This window comes from Microbispora hainanensis (assembly GCF_036186745.1).
Taxonomy (GTDB): domain Bacteria; phylum Actinomycetota; class Actinomycetes; order Streptosporangiales; family Streptosporangiaceae; genus Microbispora.
In genome coordinates this window covers 165,709-182,652 of the sequence record NZ_CP108086.1, presented here as the reverse complement: position 1 = coordinate 182,652, position 16,944 = coordinate 165,709, and the positions used below count along the sequence as shown (strand labels likewise).

The following is a 16,944-nucleotide window of genomic DNA, read 5'->3' as shown; positions in this document are numbered from 1 at the left end:
GACGCCCGGAAGAAGGAGAACCGATGCAGCAGTCAGAACCGAAGGTCGCCGACAACCCGGAGGCGAGCCGCTTCGAGATCACCGTGGACGGCGCCCTCGCCGGTTTCGCCGAGTATCGGCTCAACGGGCCGAGGATCTCCTTCACCCACACCGAGATCGACCCGGCCTTCGGGGGCCGGGGCCTCGGCTCGACGCTGGTCAAGGCGGCGCTCGACGCCGCCAGGGACGCCGGGCTGTCGGTCCTGCCGTTCTGCCCGTTCGTGCAGCGCTACATCGAGCGCCACCCGGACTACCTCGACCTGGTGCCCGCCGACCAGCGGGCCAGGTTCTCCCTCGACGGAGGGGAGGGATCGAAGTGAGCCCGGCGGAGCCGGCGGTGTACGGCTGCACGGTCGCCGACGGCGCGAACGCCGAGAGCGTGCTCCTGCCCGGCCACGACGTGCCGCTCGGCCGCTACACGACCGTGCGCAGGCTGCTCCCGCAGCGCCCGCGCCGGATGGTCGGCGCGTGGTGCTTCGTCGACCACTTCGGGCCCGACGACGTGAGCGGCCGGCCGGGCATGCAGGTGCCGCCGCATCCGCACACCGGCCTGCAGACGGTCACGTGGCTCGCGGAGGGCGAGATCCTGCACCGCGACAGCCTCGGCAACGTCCAGTCGATCGTGCCCGGTCAGCTCAACCTGATGACCGCCGCCCACGGCATCGCCCACTCGGAGCAGTCGCCGCCGGAGCACCCGCCGGGCATGCACGGCCTGCAGCTGTGGGTCGCGCTGCCGGAGGAGGCCCGGCACGGCGAGGCGCGGTTCGAGCACCACGCCGCCCTGCCCGTGCTGCGCGACGGCGACGTCACGGTGACCGTCGTGGTGGGCGAGGCCGGGCCGCTGCGCTCGCCCGCCCTCGTGCACACCCCGCTGCTCGGGGCCGAAGTGCTGTTCGCGGGGCCGGGAGAGCACCGGCTGCCGGTGGACCCGGCCTTCGAGACGGCGGTGCTGGCCATGTCGGGCACGGCCGACGTGACCGGGGTCGCGCTCAGCCCCGGCTCGCTGCTCTATCTCGGCCAGGGCCGTACGGAGATCCCGATCGAGGCGGCCGGTCCGGCCCGGCTGTTCGTGCTGGGCGGCACGCCGTTCGAGGAACCGCTGGTGATGTGGTGGAACTTCGTCGGCCGTTCACACGAGGAGATCGCGCGGGCGCGCGACGACTGGATGCGGGGCGCCCGCTTCGGCGTCGTCCCGGGAGGGCAGGAGCCGCTGCCCGCCCCCGAGATGCCCACCGTGCGGCTGAAGGCCCGCGACCGCCACGGCCGCGTCCTCAGCTGACCGGCGAGCCCGCCCGCCTTCTGGTGAAACAGGTCAGCACGGCCAGCGCGGAGACGGCGGTCATGCAGGCCAGCGCCCAGCGATAGCCGGTCACGAGCTGCCCGACCGCCGTGGACGAGACGTGGGACAGCGTTCCCGCGAAGACGGCGTCGTGCAGCCCGGCCGGCAGCGGCACCGTGATGATCGACAGGACCAGCGCGGTGCCGACCACCACCCCGGTGTTCTGCAGCATCAGGCGCATGGCGTTGACGATCCCCAGCCGGTGTGACGGCACTCCGTCGAGGATCGCGGTGGTGTTGGACGGCAGGAACATGCCCGAGCCGACGCCGATCAGCACGAGCGCGGCCATGAGCGCCCCGGACGAGACGCCGGGGGAGATCAGGCACAGCAGGACGGCCAGGCCCGCCGTCGTCAGCGAGGTCGCCGCGACGGCCACCGTACGCGGGCCGAGGCGGCGCAGCACGAAGCCCGCCCCGACCGACGCCGCCATCGCCGCGATCGAGAGCGGCAGCACCTTCAGCGCCGCGCGCACCGGGTCCTCCCCGCGTACGGCCTGGTAGAACAGCGACACCAGGAGCACCACCCCGACCCGGGCGGCCGAGTTGAGGAACGACGCCAGCGTCCCGAGGGCGAAGGTGACGTCGCGGAACATCCGGATGTCCACCACGGGATGCCGGGCCCGCAGCTCCCGAACGACGAACAGCGGCAGCGTCACGGCGAACACGGCGAGCCCGGACACGACCATCGGATGTCCCCAGCCGAGCCGGGTCACCTCCGACAGCGCGAGCAGCAGGCCGCCGAGACAGGCGAGCACGAGCGCGTTGCCCGGCAGGTCGAGCCCCCGGTCGCGGCCCTGCGGCGGTCCTGGACGCAGCGCTACCGCGCCCCAGACCAGGCACGCGACGCCGAGGGGCACGTTGTACCAGAACACCCAGCGCCAGCCGAGATGTTCGGTGAACAGGCCGCCGAGCGACGGGCCCGCGAGCTGGGCGATGGAGAACGACGCGGTGTAGACGCCCATCCCCTCGCCGAGCCGCGACTTGGGGAAGGCGTCGGTCACCAGGGCGGCGCTGTTGGTCAGCAGCATGGCCCCGCCCGCCGCCTGCGCCACCCGCAGCCCGACGATGACCCAGGCGCTCGGCGCGAGCCCGGCCAGCAGGCTGGCGACGGTGTAGGTGGCCAGGCCGCCGAGATACATCGCCCGCCGCCCGAACAGGTCGGCGAGCCGGCCGAACACGACCATGAGCACGGTCGTCGTGAGCTGGAAGGCGAGCAGGATCCAGCTCGCGGCGTCCGCACTCGCGTGCGTCTGCCGTACGACCTGGGGGAGCGCCACGTTGAGCGCGCTGCCGCCGAGCGCGGTCAGGACGCTGGCCATGCTCACGACCGACAGCGTCCGCCAGGCGCGGCGCAGCCGCTCCCGCTCGCCGGGGTCCGCCGCGATGGTCCGCGGCACGGCCGTCATCGTACGGCGAGCTGGATCATGACCGGCTCCTCCCTACCGAATTCTAGATTCCATTACTAGAATCACGTTCATTCGGGGACGGGTCAAGGTCGAGTCAAGGGAGCTGCGCATGGGCGGAATCGTGGAAGGCCGGGTCGTGATCGTCACCGGCGCCGCGCGGGGCATCGGGCGGGGACACGCGCTGGAGTTCGCGCGCCAGGGCGCCAAGGTCGTCGTCAACGACCTCGGCGCGGAGGTCGACGGCACCGGCTCGTCCACCGGCGCCGCGGGCGAGGTGGTCGAGGAGATCAGGGCCATGGGCGGCGAGGCCGTGGTCGACGGCGAGGACGTCTCCGACTTCGACGGCGCGCAGCGCCTGGTCAGAAGGGCCGTGGAGACCTTCGGCGACCTGCATGTCCTGGTCAACAACGCGGGCATCCTGCGCGACCGGATGCTCGTCAACATGACCGCCGACGAGTGGGACGCGGTCATCCGGGTGCACCTGCGCGGCACCTTCGCCCCGCTGCGGCACGCCGCCGCCTACTGGCGGTCCAGGGCCAAGGCAGGGGAGCGGGTGGACGCCCGGGTGATCAACACCACCTCGTCGTCCGGCATCTACGGCAACCCGGGCCAGGGCAACTACGGCGCGGCCAAGGCGGGCATCGCGTCGCTGACGATCATCGCGGCCAAGGAACTGGCGCGTTATGGCGTGACGGTCAACGCGGTCGCGCCCGCCGCGCTCACCCGGATGACCGAGAACCTCATCCCGGGCGGCAGGCGGCCCGCCGAGGGCGGATTCGACCCGGCGGCCCCGGACAACATCGCGCCGCTGGTGGTGTGGCTGGCGAGCGCGCAGTCGCGGGGGATCACGGGCCGGGTCTTCAACGTGCGCGGCGGGCACATCAGCGTGGCCGAGGGCTGGCACGCCGGGCCGGGGGTCGACAAGGACGCCCGCTGGGATCCGGCCGAGCTGGGCGAGGTGATCCCCGCCCTGGTCGAGAAGGCCGCGCCGAACGCCCTGACCAGCGGCCGCATCCCCAACGGGGAGGACTGACATGCCGCTCGACCACAGCCTGATCGGGGTGGAGAGCGCGCCGCACGAGCGGTCGTGGACGTCCGCCGACACCCTGCTGTACGCGCTGGGCGTCGGGGCGGGCACCGACGAGCTCGCCTTCACCACGGAGAACTCGGCGGGCATCCGGCAGCGTGTTTTGCCGACGTTCGCGGTCCTGGCCGCCCAGGCCCCCACGGGCCGGCGGCTCGGCGACTTCGACCCGGCCATGCTCGTGCACGCCGAGCAGGCGTTCGAGCTGCACCGCGAGCTGCCGCCCGCCGGTCGCGTACGGACCACCTCGACGGTGACCGGCATCTACGACAAGGGCTCGGGGGCGCTGGTGGTGATCGAATCCAGGGCGGCCGACGCCGAGAGCGGCGAGGCGCTGATCACGAGCCGCAGCTCGGTGTTCATCCGGGGCGAGGGCGGTTTCGGCGGCGACCGGGGGCCCCGCGACGAGTGGGCCGAGCCCGGCAGGCCGCCGGACCACACCGTGACCTACGAGACCCGCCGGGACCAGGCATTGCTCTACCGCCTGTCCGGAGACCGCAACCCGCTGCACTCCGATCCCGTCTTCGCCGCCCGCGCCGGTTTCCCCCGGCCGATCCTGCACGGGCTGTGCACGTACGGGATCACCGGGCGGGCGCTGCTCCACACGGTGGCGGGGTCGGACCCGGCGCGCTTCGCGGCCATGTCGGGACGGTTCAGCAGGCCCGTCTTCCCGGGCGAGACGCTGACCGTGTCGATCTGGGTGGACGGCCTGACCGCGTCGTTCCGTACGGCGAAGGAGGACGGCACGGTCGTCATCGACCATGGCAGGGCCGCCTTCCGTCCCGCCTGACGCGCTGACGCGCCGGGCGCCGCAGAGGCCCGCCGGGGTGGCGGACGGGCCGGCCGAGGTTGGTGAGGGCCGGCGCGTCAGGGCGTCATCGAGTCGGCCGGGGTCAGCCCGCCGAGGTTAGTGCACCAAGGTCAGCTGAGGTCAGCGCGCCGCGGCAGCCGCTGCGGTCTGCCGAAGCCTGCTGGGTCGGCAGGGGTCAGCTCAGCGCGGCCTCGGCGTCGTCCGCCGCGACCATGACACCGGTGGCCGCGTCGGTGGCGGCGTCGGTGGCGGCGTCGTGGGTGGCCAGGGGGTTGCCGAAGCGGCGGATGAGCGCGATCGCCGCCTCGACGACCTCCTGGGCCTCCTCCTCGGTCTCGCTCATGGCCACCTCGCGGCCGGCCTCGCCGATCACGCTGGTGAGCACCGAGACCGTGAGGCGGTCGGTCGGGGTGTTCGCCGCGCCGAGCAGGACGGCGTTCTGCCTGACCCACTCCCGGCCGCGGGTGCGCCGCATCAGCTCGAACCCCGGCGGGCCGTCGCCGTCCATGAACAGCCGGGCCAGGTCGCGCCGCTGCCACGACCCTTCGAGGAACGCCCTGGCCCCGGCGATGAACAGCTCGACGGGGTCCTTCACGCCCGCCTGCTTGGCCGCGGCGACGCTGGCGGCGGCGGCCTCCTCGTGGGCGGCCTGGTGCTCCTCGTACAGCGCGAGGAACAGCTCGGTCTTGCCCCCGAAGTGGTGATAGAGGCTGCCGACGCTGGAGCCCGCGCGCGCGACGACGTCCGCGACGTTGGCGTCGGCGAAGCCGTGCTCGGAGAAGACCTCACGGGCGGCCTGAAGCATGCTCTTTCGCGTCTGGGCGGTGCGGCTCCACTCCCATGAGCCGCTCTTGCCGCCGGGCTTGCGTGCCATCTGGGGCTCCTTGTTTCCGGGGACGGCCTGTCCACGGTCGGCGCGTTTTCCAGGGACGAGGACATCGTAACCGGTCTAATTCTAGAAACTGATTCCAGACCTCTTGACACCCCTCCGGCGGAGAACCAGTCTGGAACCGATTCCTAGAGAGCAATTCTAGAAAAGAGTCGCGTCGATGGACTTCTCCCTGAGCCCAGAGGAACTGCAGATCCGTGACACCATCCGCACGTTCGTGGAGCGGGAGATCATGCCGCTCGAACCCGAGGTGCTGCGCAACGAGCGCGCCGGCGGCCCCGGGCTCGATCCCTCGGTCCTGCGCGACCTGCGGCTCAAGGCGAAGAGGATGGGCTTCTGGGGCATCAACACCCCCGAGGAGTACGGCGGAGCCGCCCTGGGCCCGGTCATGTCCGCGATCATCACCATGGAGATGGGACGCACGTTCGTGCCGTTCAGCTTCGGCGGGTCGGCCGACAACATTCTCTACGCCGGCACCGAGGAGCAGAAGCGCCGCTACCTCATCCCGACCATCGAGGGCGAGCGTCGTTCCTGCTTCGCCATCACCGAGCCGGGCGCGGGCTCGGACGCCCGCAACATCCGTACGCGTGCCGTCAAGGACGGCGGCGACTGGGTCATCAACGGCGAGAAGACCTTCATCACCGGCGGCAACGAGGCCGATTTCGTGATGGTGTTCGCGGTGACCGACCCCGACAAGGGCGCGAACGGCGGCGTCACCTGCTTCCTGGCCGACCGCGACATGGGCTGGAAGTCCGAGCCGATCCCGACGATGGGGCAGTGGGGCCCGGCCTCCCTGGTGTTCGAGGACGTCAGGGTGCCGGAGGAGAACATCCTCGGCGAGCTGGGCAGGGGCTTCGAGCTGGCGATGCAGTGGATCGGCCAGGGCCGCTACATGATCCCCGCACGGGCGATCGGCTCGGCCGAGCGCATGCTCCAGATGGCGATCGACTACGCCAAGGTCCGGGTGTCGATGGGCAAGCCGATCGCCGAATACCAGGCGATCCAGTGGATGATCGCCGACTCGCAGGTGGAGATCGAGGCGGCCAAGTGGCTCACGCTGTACGCCGCCTGGCGCGTGCAGCAGGGCATGGACGCCCGGCACGCCTCCTCGATCGCCAAGCTCAACGGCGCCGTCATGGCCAACCAGGTCGTCGACCGCGTGCTGCAGATCCACGGGGGCATGGGTTACACCAAGGAGCTGCCCATCGAGCGGTGGTATCGCGAGCTGCGCCTGTTGCGGATCTTCGAGGGCACCGACGAGATCCAGCGCCGGACGATCGCCCGCAACCTGCTCAGGGGCCACGCCCGCCTCGGCACGATCGGGGAATGAGGATGCCGGTAGGAGAGCTGTTCAACCCCCGGTCGATCGCCCTGGTCGGGGCGACGGACAAGTCCGGCTGGTCGATCAGCACGCTGACCAACCTCCGTACGCACGGCTTCCGCGGGCCCGTCCACCTGGTCAACCCGCGCGGCGGCGTCGTGCACGGCGAGCAGGCCCACCGCAGCCTGTCCGGCATCCCAGGCCAGGTCGACCTCGCGTATGTGATGGTGCCGACCACGGCCGTGCTGCCCGTGCTGCGCGAGGGGGCCAAGCTCGGCATCCGCCACTACGTGATCCTCACGGCGGGCTTCGGCGAGACCGGCCCGGAGGGCGCCGCCCTGGAGGCGGAGATCGTCGACTTCGCCCGGGAGAACGACCTCACCGTGCTCGGGCCCAACGGCAACGGCTTCATCAACGCCGCCGCCGACGTCACGCCGTACGGGCTGCCGATCCCGTCGCCGCTGCTGCGCGGGTCGGTGGGGGTGGTGCTGCAGAGTGGCGCGCTGGCCAGCTCGGTGCTCGGCTTCGCCCAGGCCCGCAACGTCGGGATCAGCCTGCTCACCTCGATGGGCAACGAGTCGCTCGTCACCGTCACCGACGTGATCGACTATCTGGTCGACGACCCGGCGACCAAGGCCATCGCGCTGTTCCTCGAATCGGTCCGCGACCCGGCGGCGTTCTCCCGCGCGGCGCGCCGGGCGCTGCTCGCGGGCAAGCCGATCGTCGCGCTGAAGATCGGCCGCAGCCGGCTCGCCTCCCGTACCGCCCAGGCCCACACCGGCGCGCTCGTGGGCGACGACAACGTCATCGACGCGGCGTTCCGGCAGCTCGGGGTGGTGCGCGTGCGGTCGCTTGAGGACCTCATCATCACCGCCGGCCTGCTCGCCGAGGTGGGCCCGCTGCCGGGCCCGCGCATCGGCGTCGTCACGCCCTCGGGCGGCGCGTCGGAGATCATCGCCGACCGGGCCGAGGACGAGGGGCTGGAGCTGCCGGCGTTCGCCCCGGAGACCGTCGCCCGGCTGCGGGAGATCGTGCCCGTCTTCGGCACCGTGCAGAACCCCCTCGACGTCACCGGCTACGTGCTCATCGACCGCACGCTGCTCGGCCGCGCGCTGGAGGCCGTCACCGCCGATCCCGGCGTGGACGCGGTCATGCTGCTGTCGGATCTCCCGCGCGTCGCGCCGCCCGACGCCGCGCCCGTGTACGCCACCTACTCGGCCAGCGCCAAGCGCATCGCCGAGGCGCCGATGCCGGTCGTCGTCGTGAGCAACGTGCTGACCGACGTCACCGAGTTCGGCCGCGACGTCCAGCGGCAGGCCGGGTTCCCGTACGTCGCGGGCGGCATCGAGCACGGCATGCACGCCATCGGCGCGGCCGTCCGGTGGGGTCGGGCCTACCACGCCGCCGTGGCGGCCGGCGACGCCGCCCCGGCGCGGGCGGTAGTAGAAGCCCCGGCGGTCGAGCGCGGGACAGGGGTGTGGGCCGAGCACCGGGCCGCCGCCCTGCTGGCGTCCGCCGGGATCCCGGTCGTGCCCGGCGAGCTGGTGCACGACGAGGAGTCGGCGGTGGCGGCGGCGGTCGGGTTCGGCTACCCGGTCGTCCTCAAGGCCGCCGCCGAAGGGCTGGGGCACAAGAGCGACATCGGCGGTGTCCGGCTGGGCCTGTCCGGCGCGCGGGACGTCGAGCGGGCCTACCGCGAGGTCGTGGCCGCGGCCTCGGCGGTCCCCGGCGCAGGCCGGGTGGGCGCGCTCGTCCAGCCGCAGCGCGGCGGCGGCGTGGAACTGCTGGTCGGCGTCGTACGGGACCCGGCGTGGGGGCTCACCCTGGCCGTCGGCCTGGGTGGGATCTGGGTCGAGGCGCTGCGTGACACGGCGCTGCGCGTCCTGCCGGTGGACGCGGCCGAGGTGCGGCATGCGCTCGGCGAGCTGCGCGGCGCCGCGCTGCTGCGGGGCGCCCGTGGCGCCGAGCCCGCCGACCTCGACGCCGTCGCCGACGTCGTGGCCCGCGTCGCCGCCCTCGCCGAGAGCCTCGGCGACGACCTGGAGTCGCTGGAGATCAACCCCCTGCTCGTGCGCGGCTCCCACGTGGAGGCGCTCGACGCGCTCATCACCTGGCGAGGGTGAGATCCGTCCGTCCGCGCCCGGCGCACCGCCGCCCGGCGCGGACGCCCGGCGCGGACGGACGGCGCGGACGGACGGCGCGGACGGACGGCGCGGACGGACGGCGCGGACGGACGGCGCGGACGGCAAAAGCATCCGGCGAAATTCCGGCGCGTCTGAAAAGTGTTATTTGCGGTGCCGGACAGCGCGTTTATCGGGCCTCGGCGAAGTAACCGGCCCGTGGCCGACGGTGAAATCCCCAGCTCCCATCACTCGCATTGTACGGCGCTACCGAGAAACCGGGAAATATGCCCAGGAGATTGTTTGACAGCGCATGCCTGGCGGCTCACGATCACTGTGAAATCGGTTTCACGGAACGCCGCTCCGAAGGGGGATCCATGCGTCTTTCACGGGCTTCATCGCGGATCGGTATCACGGGGATTCTCTTGACGGCGCTGGTGACGGCTCCCACCCGGGCGGCCCGCGCGGACGTGCCGGCCGGTTACGCCTGCACGGTGACCTACAGCACCGTGGCATGGGCCACCGGCTTCTACGCGATCCTGAACATCGCCAACACCGGCACCCGGACGTTCAGCCCCTGGATCCTGCAGTTCATCTTCCCCGGCGACCAGATCCTCTCCGCCGGCTGGAGCGGGACGTGGTCCACGACTCCGCCGAGCGTCCAGGTCACCAATCCGGTTTGGCGCGCGAGTATCGATCCCGGCACGAGCTACGAGCTCGGTTTCAACGCCAACGGGGCCGACGAGCACCCCTCCGGCTTCACACTGAACGGCGTCCCCTGCACCGTGACCTTCGCGTCGGCGAAGTGACGAGCGGCGCGAGCGCATCCTTGTGCCCGCGATTCAGGATCTCGTCCAGATCCACGCCTGGCTGTCCTCGTCGTACGAGGGGTTGCCGCCGACCGCGAACACCTGGTCCTGCCCGGGACTCGTGGCCAGGCCGAACACCACCGGATCGTTGTGGACCCGCGGGGCTTTCTCGTACGTCCAGGACCGGCCGTCGAAGTGCAGCAGAATGCGATGGTTGTCGTAGGAGTAGTTGGAGGCGCCCAGCCATACGCCGCCGTGGCCGTCGGATGCGACGGCGGTGAACGCGATCGCGCCGGCCGGCAGGGCGGGGGCCGGGTTCCACCGGTCGCCGTCCCAGCGCATCAACAGCGCGGCCTGGCTGCCGCCGGGCGGCAGGATCGACCCCGCGACCCAGACCTCCCGGTCCGACACCGCCGCCAGATCGCTGAGGTCGACCTTGGCGCCTGCCGGCCACGCGGGTGCGGACACGACCGTCCAGCGGCGTCCATCCCAGCGCTCCAGGGCGGGCCCGGTGTCCCCGTCACCGGTCAGGGCCCACAGGCCCCCGGAGGCGCTGACTCCGAAGCGACGGGTGCCCGGCGACGACACGATGGACCAGCCGGAAGGGGACCAGCGGGCGAGCAGTGGCCGCCGGCGCGGATCTCCGGCGACGTCCTCGTCCTGACCTCCGGCGACCCACACCTCCCCGGGCCCGGTGACCACGGCGTCCTCCAGGAGGACCGGGAGCTTCCAGGGTGGTCGTCCCCGGGCCGACCACCGCCGGCCGTCCCACTGCCATGCGTTCGCGTCGCCGTCGAAGATCCAGACGTTGCCGGGGGACGTCCCCGACACCACTCGGGGATAGCGCAGGCCCGGCGGCAGTGCCACGGACCGCCAGGTGCGGCCGTCCCAGCGCAGAACCGGGCCGCTCTCGTTCTCGCCGGGGTCGCCCACGGCCCAGGCATCGTCGTGCCCGGTCACGGCGACGCTCCCCATCACCGCGCCGGATTCGGCCGTTATGGTCTCCGTCCAGGTTCCGCCGGACAGAGACGGGATCACCCCGGGCCGGGTGGCCGCCGCCGGTGTGCCCCGCGTGGAGGCGGGGGAGTCACGTGCATCCGAGCCGCCATCCGAGCATCCGAACGCCGCGGCGCTCAACGCACCGATCACGGTGAGCCGTACGATCGCACGGATATCCGGTCGCATCGCCCAATGATCGGGGCAATGCGGTCAGATGTCTCCAAAATCGAGGAAGCGGCCATGCTCGAACCTGTCCGTGCGGGGGTGCTCCCACGTGGAGGCGCGCGACGCGCTCGCAACCAGGGATTATCGGGGCGATGTGTCCGCGGTGCGTTCGCCGAGCAGCAGCGCGGCGACCGCCTCCGGAGCCTCGCGCATCGCGTTGTGACCGGTCGGGAGGTCGTGGACCTGCCACTCGGGATCGGCGTCGAGCCGGGTGCGGAGTCCGGCGAACGGCGTCCGGTCCTCCCAGCCCGAGCAGTAGACGAACTCCCGGCGGGGCACCCGGGCGAGCGCGCCCGTGAGCCGGATCGTCTGCAGGAACGACGCGAGGGGATGGGGACGGCGGCGGGGATCGCCGCCGTCCGGCGGCCGGACGGCGTAGCCCGTGCTCGCGGCTCCGGCGGCGAACGCCTCCCGGTAGCGCTCGGTCGTCGACGACCAGCACGACTCGCCGTCGCGCGGCACGTAGGCGTCGAGATGCACCAGCCGTGAGACCCGGCCGCCGGCGCGATCGGCGGCGGCGGCGATCACCATCCCGCCATAGCTGTGGCCGACCAGCGTCGCGCCGGTGATGTGGGCGCGGTCGAGGAGCCGCAGCACGTCACCGGCGTGCGTGTCGAGGTTGGCGGTCGCGACCGTCGCGGCGTCGTCGTCCGGCCGCAGACCGGTCAGGGTCAGGGCATGCACGGCATGACCGGCGCGCTCCAGCAGCGGAACCACCGCCTCATACGACCAGGCGCCGTGCCAGCCGCCGGGCACGAGGACGAACGTCGCCATGTGTCTCTCCTTCTCTCGCTTCGCGGCATCGAGGCGCGCCGCATCGCCTTGAGGAAGTGTCACGAGGTCACGGCATGGCCGACCACCGATACGCTGCCAACCGATGCCCGTTCGCCGCCAACCTCCCCGGACCACCGGTGCGACCTCGCATATCTGGCCGTCCGGTGGGCGTCACCTGTGGCCGTCCGGTGAGGCGAGCGCAGTGCGGTCGCACGCGCGCGGACACCTGGTGTACGCGGCGAGCGGCGTCCTGGCGGTCCACACCGAGCGCGGCACGTCGATCGTTCCCGCCGACCGGGTCGCCTGGACCCCGGCCGGGTTCACGCACTACCACCGCGCCCACGGCGACACCGACATGCGGATCGTCTTTCTCGCGCCGTCCCTCGCCCGGCTCATCCCGGAGCGTCCCGCCGTGTTCCTGGCCTCCGGCCTCGCCCGCGAGGTCCTGCTCGCGCTGACCGGCCCCCGCAACTACGGCGACACCGCGCCTGCCTACAGCCGCTCCGCGCGCCTTCGCCTCCAACGCGTCCTGGTCGACGAACTCCGCGAGGCGCCCGAACAGCCACTGCACCTGCCGGAGCCGCGGGACGACCGGCTGCGGGCCATCGCCCGGATGCTGCGGGACAATCCGGCGGACAACGCCTCGCTGGCCCGGCTCGGGAAGACGATCGGAGCGAGCACGCGCACCCTCAGCCGGCTGTTCCGCAACGAACTCGGCATGACCTTCTACGAGTGGCGCACGCAGCTACGCGTCCATCACGCGCTCGTGCTCCTCGCCGACGGCCACGACGTCACCCGGATCGCGTACGCCTGCGGATGGGCCAACCCCAGCGGCTTCATCGCGGCGTTCACCGACATCGTCGGAACGACTCCGGGGCGTTATCGAACCGCTCACCAGATCACTATTCCGGCGCGCGTGAAAAGCGTGATCAGCGACGTCGAGCAATGTCCTTCGTCACGAGGCCGGCCGTGAAACTTTCAGCGCGGCCGGCCGAAGCGGCGAACGTACGTATGGCAGGGCCAAGGTGTTGCGAATATGTCCCGGGAATTGTTTGACAGCGCATTTCGAGCGGCTCACGATCACATCGAAATGGGTTGTCACGGAACGCCGCCCTGAGGGGGATCGATGCGTTTTCTGCGGGCTTCGTCGGGGATCGGTATCGCCGGGCTTCTCCTGGCCACGGTGTTGACGGGGCCCGCCCAGGCGGCGCCCACGGACGTGCCGGCCGGGTACGACTGTGCGGTGACCTACGCCAGCCTTGGATGGATCACCGGGTTCACGACCAGTGTGACGATCACCAATACCGGGACCCGGGCGTTCAGCCCCTGGATCCTGCAGTTCGTCTTCCCTGGAAGCCAGACGCTCATTCAGGGGTGGAACGCGACTTTCTCCCAGACTCCACCGAGCGTTCAGGCCGCTTCGAGCTGGCAGCCGAGCATCGATCCCGGCACGAGCTTCTATATCGGTTTCAACGCCTACGGGGCCGACGAACACCCCAGCGGCTTCACGCTCAACGGCGTTCCCTGCGCGGTGACCTTCGAGCCCTACTGAGGCGGCGCCGTCCCCCACCCAAGCGACCTTCGGCCGTCAGGCCGCACCAGGGCCGGGGAGGAGGTCGACGTCGCCGGCGTGCATCGGCTCTCCGCAGTGACTGCAGCGGGGGTCGACGTGGGCGATCTGCCCGCAGGCATGGTGACGGTAGAGGACGGGCGGCCCCGCCTCGCCGGCGAGCCAGCGGTCACCCCACCGGGCCATCACCATGAGCATCTCGACGAGCTCGGCGCCCTTGGCGGTGAGGTGATACTCGTAGCGGGGGCGGGCGTCGTAGGGCTGCCGTTCGAGCACGCCCTGTTCGACCAGGTGGTTGAGCCGCTCGGTGAGCACCTTGCGAGAGATTCCCAGGTCCGCCTGGATGTGGTCGAAGCGGCGTATCCCGGCCCACACGTCGCGCAGGATCAGTGGTGACCAGGGTTCGCCGATCACGTCCAAGGTGCGCGCGATGGAACACGCCATGTCCCCGAACTGCGTTCGCTGCATGGCGGCAGTCTATCAACCGGGGTTCCCTCAAGGAACTTAAGGTGTTACCTTTGGGGTCTCTTCAAGAAACCCTGAAAGGGAATCCCATGACCTTCGTCAGGCGCTTCGACCACGTCGGCATCACCGTCGCCGACCTCGATGCCGTGACGGCGTTCTTCGTCGGCCTCGGCCTGGAGGCCGATCCGAAGGTGGCCGTCGAAGGCGAGTTCCTCGACACGGTGATCGGCATGACCGGCGCCCGCACCGAGATCGTCATGCTGCGCGCCCCCGGCGGAGGCACGACGCTGGAGCTGTCCAGCTTCACGCGGCCGGACCACCTCCAGGGTTCGCCCGCCGCGCCGGCCAACGAGCTGGGCCTGCGCAACGTCGCCTTCGAGGTGCACGACCTCCACGCCGCGGTCGAGCACGCCGCCGCCGCGGGATACGGCCTGGTGGGAGGCGTCGGCGAATACGAAGGCGTGTGGCGGATGGCCTACGTCCGCGGGCCCGAAGGAATCATCGTCTCGCTGGCCGAGCGCATCGAGAAGTAGGGAGACATCATGAGCACGACCGTGACCGACGAACAGATCCGGGCTCTGGCCGCGACCGCGAAGCCCTACAGCCTGGCACTCCTCCAGTGGGGGCCGGAACGGACCATGGACGGCGCGGACGCCATCGAACTCGAACACCAGCGGCGCATGGTGTCGCTGCGCGCCGAGGGGGTGATCGCGATCCTGTGCCCGGTCGCCTCCGACACGGTGGCGGGCGTCGCGATCATGACCGTGCCGGCCGGGGAAGCCGCGGAGATCATGGCCGGGGACCCCTGTGTCCAAGCGGGAATGATGCGCTGCGAGGTCCACCCCTGCCACGGCTTCCCCGGAGACGCCCTCCCCATATGAGCCTGCCGCCGAACGGGTTCAGAACTGAAGCTCGGCCCAGTCGAGGGTGATGGGGATCGGGTTGCTCACGACGGGAGCCTCCCCAGGCTCGTCCTTCATGAGGGTGCCGATGTGCTTGTAGAGCATCGCCGCCCGGTCCAGCCGATAGCGTTCGATCGCCGATATGCCGGTGCCGTCGATACGGACGATCCAGTAGTGCGGGATGCCGGCCTTGGCATACTCACCGAGCTTGTCCGTCGTGTCCTGGGTCTCCGATCCCGGAGACACGATCTCCACGACAAGCAGCGCGTGCTCGGCGCGCAGACGCTCGCCCCGCTCTCGGTCGAGGCACCGGTAGAGCGCGACATCGGGCCTGCGGTTGAGCAACGGCACGTCCCTCAGGCGCAGATCCACGTCGTTGTTGACAGTGAGGCACTCATGCCCCTTGCTCATGGCGGCACGGGCATGTCGCTCCAGCAGGTTCGCCAGTCGCCTGCCGGCGGTCTGGTGATCAGGTGTGGGAGCCGCGCAGTAGACCACGTAACCGTCGACGATCTCGATGGCCTTGGCGATCTCCTCGGGGAGCGCGTCGTACTCCTCCGCCGTGACACGGGCGGGTTGAGGGCGAATGCTGAGAAGCCAACTGTCATCCGGCAGAGCTGCCATCCAGCTTCTCCTCGTCACTGTCCACTCGACGGAGCCAAGCCTACGGTCTGACGTGCCGAAGCGCCGCCGACGGAGCGGTCAGAGGGTCGGAGACGGCTGCACTCCGAAGGGGCCGTGCCACTCGGCCTCGTTGTCCCAGCTGTCCAGGCCCCAGGCCGAGCGTGCTTCGCTCGTCAGTCTCCACGCCAGCTCCGTGTTCGTGCCGAGGGCCGAGCGAGCGGACACCAGTATGTCGAACAGGCACTGCCCGTGTGAGTCGTCGGCGGCGGATCTCACCCGGTCCTCGTCGAGGCGTTCGTTGAACACGTCTTCCAACGTCATCGACAGACAGAGGAAGGCGATCAACTCGCGGCGCAGGAGGTCGGCTTCCTCGCCGGGTTTCCCGTGCACTTCCGGCGATGTGGCCCGGACGTCATGGAGCAGGTCGGACAGCTCCTTCTCGGCGTAATATCCGACCTTGACCCTGTGGAGCACGTGAAGCAGCGCGGTGTCATTCCTGATGGCCTCGATCTGGCTCAATGCTCCCGTCTTCCGCCGGACGTCGTCTCTGACCAGACGTCTCACGATCGAATCGAACTCGTCGGGCTTCCCGTGCTCCGTGGCCGATCGGATGACGTGCCGAGCCGAACGAATAAGGTCACGGACGGTCGCGTCCGGGATGCGGTGTAAAAGTGAACGAGCGTAGGTTGCCGTGCTGAACCGTCCAAAGTTCGCACAACGCAAGGACCTACGCTCGTGGCAGGCACACTACCGCCCGTTCAGGCCATCCGCGCCGAGATCGACGCCCTGTTCGCCGAGGGCCGTGACCTGGTCGAGGTCATCGAAGACGTCGCCCGTCTCGGTGCCCGCCTGATCATCCAGACCGCCGTCGAAGCCGAGGTGGACGCCTTCCTCGGCCGCGCCCGATACCAACGGGCCGCCGCCGCCGACGACGGCCGGCAGATCGTACGGCCCGGTCACCGCAACGGGCACTGCCCGACCACGATCAAGACCACCACCGGGCTGGTCACCATCGCGCGCCCGAAGTTGCGGGGCACCACCGAAAAGTTCGCCTCCCGCCTGTTCGGCACCGGCGTGACCCGCACCAACGCGCTGGAGACACTGGTCATCGCCTCGTTCGTGCGCGGCTTATCGGTACGCGACGTCGAGGGCGCCCTGGCCGACGCCCTCGGCCCGGAGGCCGCACTGTCCAAGTCGACGGTCTCAGCCATCTGCCAGGCCATCGTCACCGAGTACGACGCCTGGTGTCACCGCGACCTGCACGGCGTCGAGCTGGACTATCTCTTCTGCGACGCCTCGCACTTCAAGATGCACGACGGCAGCCGGGCCGAACCCATCCTGGCCGCCTGGGGCATCACCACCGACGGCAAACCTGTCTTCATCGGCCTGGCCCCGGCCGCCGCAGAATCCACCGACGCCTGGCATGACTTCCTCACCGGCCTGGCCGCACGCGGCTTGCGCCCGCCACTGCTGGTCATCTCCGACGGCGCACCGGGCCTCATTACCGCCGCCGAGCAGGTCTTCCCGGCCTCGCTGCGTCAGCGCTGCGTGATCCACAGAAGCCGTAA

Annotated in this window: 18 protein-coding genes and 1 pseudogene; 12 read left to right on the top strand and 7 right to left on the bottom strand. The window is 70.9% G+C overall.

The window, feature by feature from the left end:
* Positions 1-23 precede the first annotated feature (23 nt).
* Positions 24-359: a GNAT family N-acetyltransferase gene (locus OHB01_RS00885; protein WP_147944331.1), complete on the top strand. Its 336-nt coding sequence runs from the start codon at positions 24-26 to the stop codon at positions 357-359.
* Complete coding sequence (locus tag OHB01_RS00880) at positions 356-1,318, top strand: pirin family protein (protein WP_328854797.1); 963 nt, start codon at positions 356-358, stop codon at positions 1,316-1,318. Before OHB01_RS00885 ends, OHB01_RS00880 begins: the two co-directional genes overlap by 4 nt.
* Here the strand turns inward: OHB01_RS00880 and OHB01_RS00875 are convergent.
* A complete protein-coding gene (locus OHB01_RS00875; RefSeq protein WP_328854796.1) occupies positions 1,311-2,774 on the bottom strand; it encodes an MFS transporter in 1,464 nt (487 codons plus the stop codon). The genes OHB01_RS00880 and OHB01_RS00875 overlap by 8 nt on opposite strands.
* A 118-nt stretch (positions 2,775-2,892) precedes the next feature.
* On the opposite strand from OHB01_RS00875, the gene OHB01_RS00870 reads away from it, so the two are divergent.
* Positions 2,893-3,816: an SDR family oxidoreductase gene (locus tag OHB01_RS00870; protein ID WP_142648641.1), complete on the top strand. Its 924-nt coding sequence runs from the start codon at positions 2,893-2,895 to the stop codon at positions 3,814-3,816.
* A gap of 1 nt (position 3,817) precedes the next feature.
* On the top strand, positions 3,818-4,657 hold the full coding sequence (locus OHB01_RS00865) for a MaoC/PaaZ C-terminal domain-containing protein (RefSeq protein WP_142648642.1): 840 nt from the start codon (positions 3,818-3,820) through the stop codon (positions 4,655-4,657).
* Between the two features lie 196 nt (positions 4,658-4,853).
* On the opposite strand, the gene OHB01_RS00860 is transcribed toward OHB01_RS00865, so the two are convergent.
* The gene (locus OHB01_RS00860; protein WP_328854795.1) at positions 4,854-5,552 is read right to left on the bottom strand and encodes a helix-turn-helix domain-containing protein; all 699 of its coding nucleotides are present in this window, start codon (positions 5,550-5,552) and stop codon (positions 4,854-4,856) included.
* Positions 5,553-5,727: 175 nt separating this feature from the next.
* Between OHB01_RS00860 and OHB01_RS00855 the strand changes: the two genes are divergently transcribed.
* From OHB01_RS00855 to OHB01_RS00845, 3 genes are all read left to right on the top strand, one after another.
* A complete protein-coding gene (locus OHB01_RS00855; RefSeq protein WP_142648644.1) occupies positions 5,728-6,897 on the top strand; it encodes an acyl-CoA dehydrogenase family protein in 1,170 nt (389 codons plus the stop codon).
* Entirely contained in the window at positions 6,894-9,011 is a 2,118-nt protein-coding gene (locus OHB01_RS00850) for an acetate--CoA ligase family protein (protein ID WP_240971566.1), read from the top strand. Before OHB01_RS00855 ends, OHB01_RS00850 begins: the two co-directional genes overlap by 4 nt.
* 422 nt (positions 9,012-9,433) lie before the next feature.
* Positions 9,434-9,817, top strand: a complete 384-nt coding sequence (locus OHB01_RS00845) for a cellulose binding domain-containing protein (RefSeq protein ID WP_328854794.1) — start codon at positions 9,434-9,436, stop codon at positions 9,815-9,817.
* Positions 9,818-9,850: 33 nt separating this feature from the next.
* Here the strand turns inward: OHB01_RS00845 and OHB01_RS00840 are convergent, their stop codons facing one another.
* Both OHB01_RS00840 and OHB01_RS00835 read right to left on the bottom strand, forming a co-directional pair.
* Positions 9,851-10,777 carry a hypothetical protein gene (locus OHB01_RS00840; RefSeq protein WP_328854793.1) on the bottom strand — a complete coding sequence of 309 codons (927 nt, stop codon included), beginning with the start codon at positions 10,775-10,777 and terminating at the stop codon, positions 9,851-9,853.
* A 345-nt stretch (positions 10,778-11,122) separates the two neighbouring features.
* A complete protein-coding gene (locus OHB01_RS00835) occupies positions 11,123-11,815 on the bottom strand; it encodes an alpha/beta fold hydrolase (protein WP_328709421.1) in 693 nt (230 codons plus the stop codon).
* 202 nt (positions 11,816-12,017) lie between these two features.
* On the opposite strand from OHB01_RS00835, the gene OHB01_RS00830 reads away from it, so the two are divergent.
* Both OHB01_RS00830 and OHB01_RS00825 read left to right on the top strand, forming a co-directional pair.
* On the top strand, positions 12,018-12,788 hold the full coding sequence (locus OHB01_RS00830) for a helix-turn-helix transcriptional regulator (protein ID WP_222709624.1): 771 nt from the start codon (positions 12,018-12,020) through the stop codon (positions 12,786-12,788).
* A 153-nt stretch (positions 12,789-12,941) separates the two neighbouring features.
* Positions 12,942-13,367, top strand: a complete 426-nt coding sequence (locus OHB01_RS00825) for a cellulose binding domain-containing protein (protein WP_142648649.1) — start codon at positions 12,942-12,944, stop codon at positions 13,365-13,367.
* Between the two features lie 36 nt (positions 13,368-13,403).
* Here OHB01_RS00825 and OHB01_RS00820 read toward each other — a convergent pair whose 3' ends face one another.
* A complete protein-coding gene (locus OHB01_RS00820) occupies positions 13,404-13,853 on the bottom strand; it encodes a winged helix-turn-helix transcriptional regulator (RefSeq protein WP_142648650.1) in 450 nt (149 codons plus the stop codon).
* 86 nt (positions 13,854-13,939) lie between these two features.
* Between OHB01_RS00820 and OHB01_RS00815 the strand changes: the two genes are divergently transcribed.
* Together OHB01_RS00815 and OHB01_RS00810 are read left to right on the top strand one after the other, a co-directional pair.
* Positions 13,940-14,383, top strand: a complete 444-nt coding sequence (locus OHB01_RS00815; protein WP_142648651.1) for a VOC family protein — start codon at positions 13,940-13,942, stop codon at positions 14,381-14,383.
* A gap of 9 nt (positions 14,384-14,392) precedes the next feature.
* Positions 14,393-14,731, top strand: coding sequence for a hypothetical protein (locus OHB01_RS00810; protein ID WP_142648652.1), 339 nt, complete (start codon positions 14,393-14,395; stop codon positions 14,729-14,731).
* Positions 14,732-14,749: 18 nt separating this feature from the next.
* Here OHB01_RS00810 and OHB01_RS00805 read toward each other — a convergent pair whose 3' ends face one another.
* Positions 14,750-15,376 (bottom strand): Uma2 family endonuclease, encoded by a 627-nt coding sequence (locus OHB01_RS00805; RefSeq protein WP_328854792.1) that lies wholly within the window; start codon positions 15,374-15,376, stop codon positions 14,750-14,752.
* A gap of 78 nt (positions 15,377-15,454) precedes the next feature.
* On the bottom strand, positions 15,455-15,940 hold the full coding sequence (locus OHB01_RS00800) for a hypothetical protein (protein ID WP_328854791.1): 486 nt from the start codon (positions 15,938-15,940) through the stop codon (positions 15,455-15,457).
* Positions 15,941-16,111: 171 nt separating this feature from the next.
* Here OHB01_RS00800 and OHB01_RS00795 point away from each other — a divergent pair.
* A pseudogene (locus OHB01_RS00795) lies at positions 16,112-16,942 on the top strand (IS256 family transposase); the annotation flags it as partial.
* Positions 16,943-16,944 lie beyond the last annotated feature (2 nt).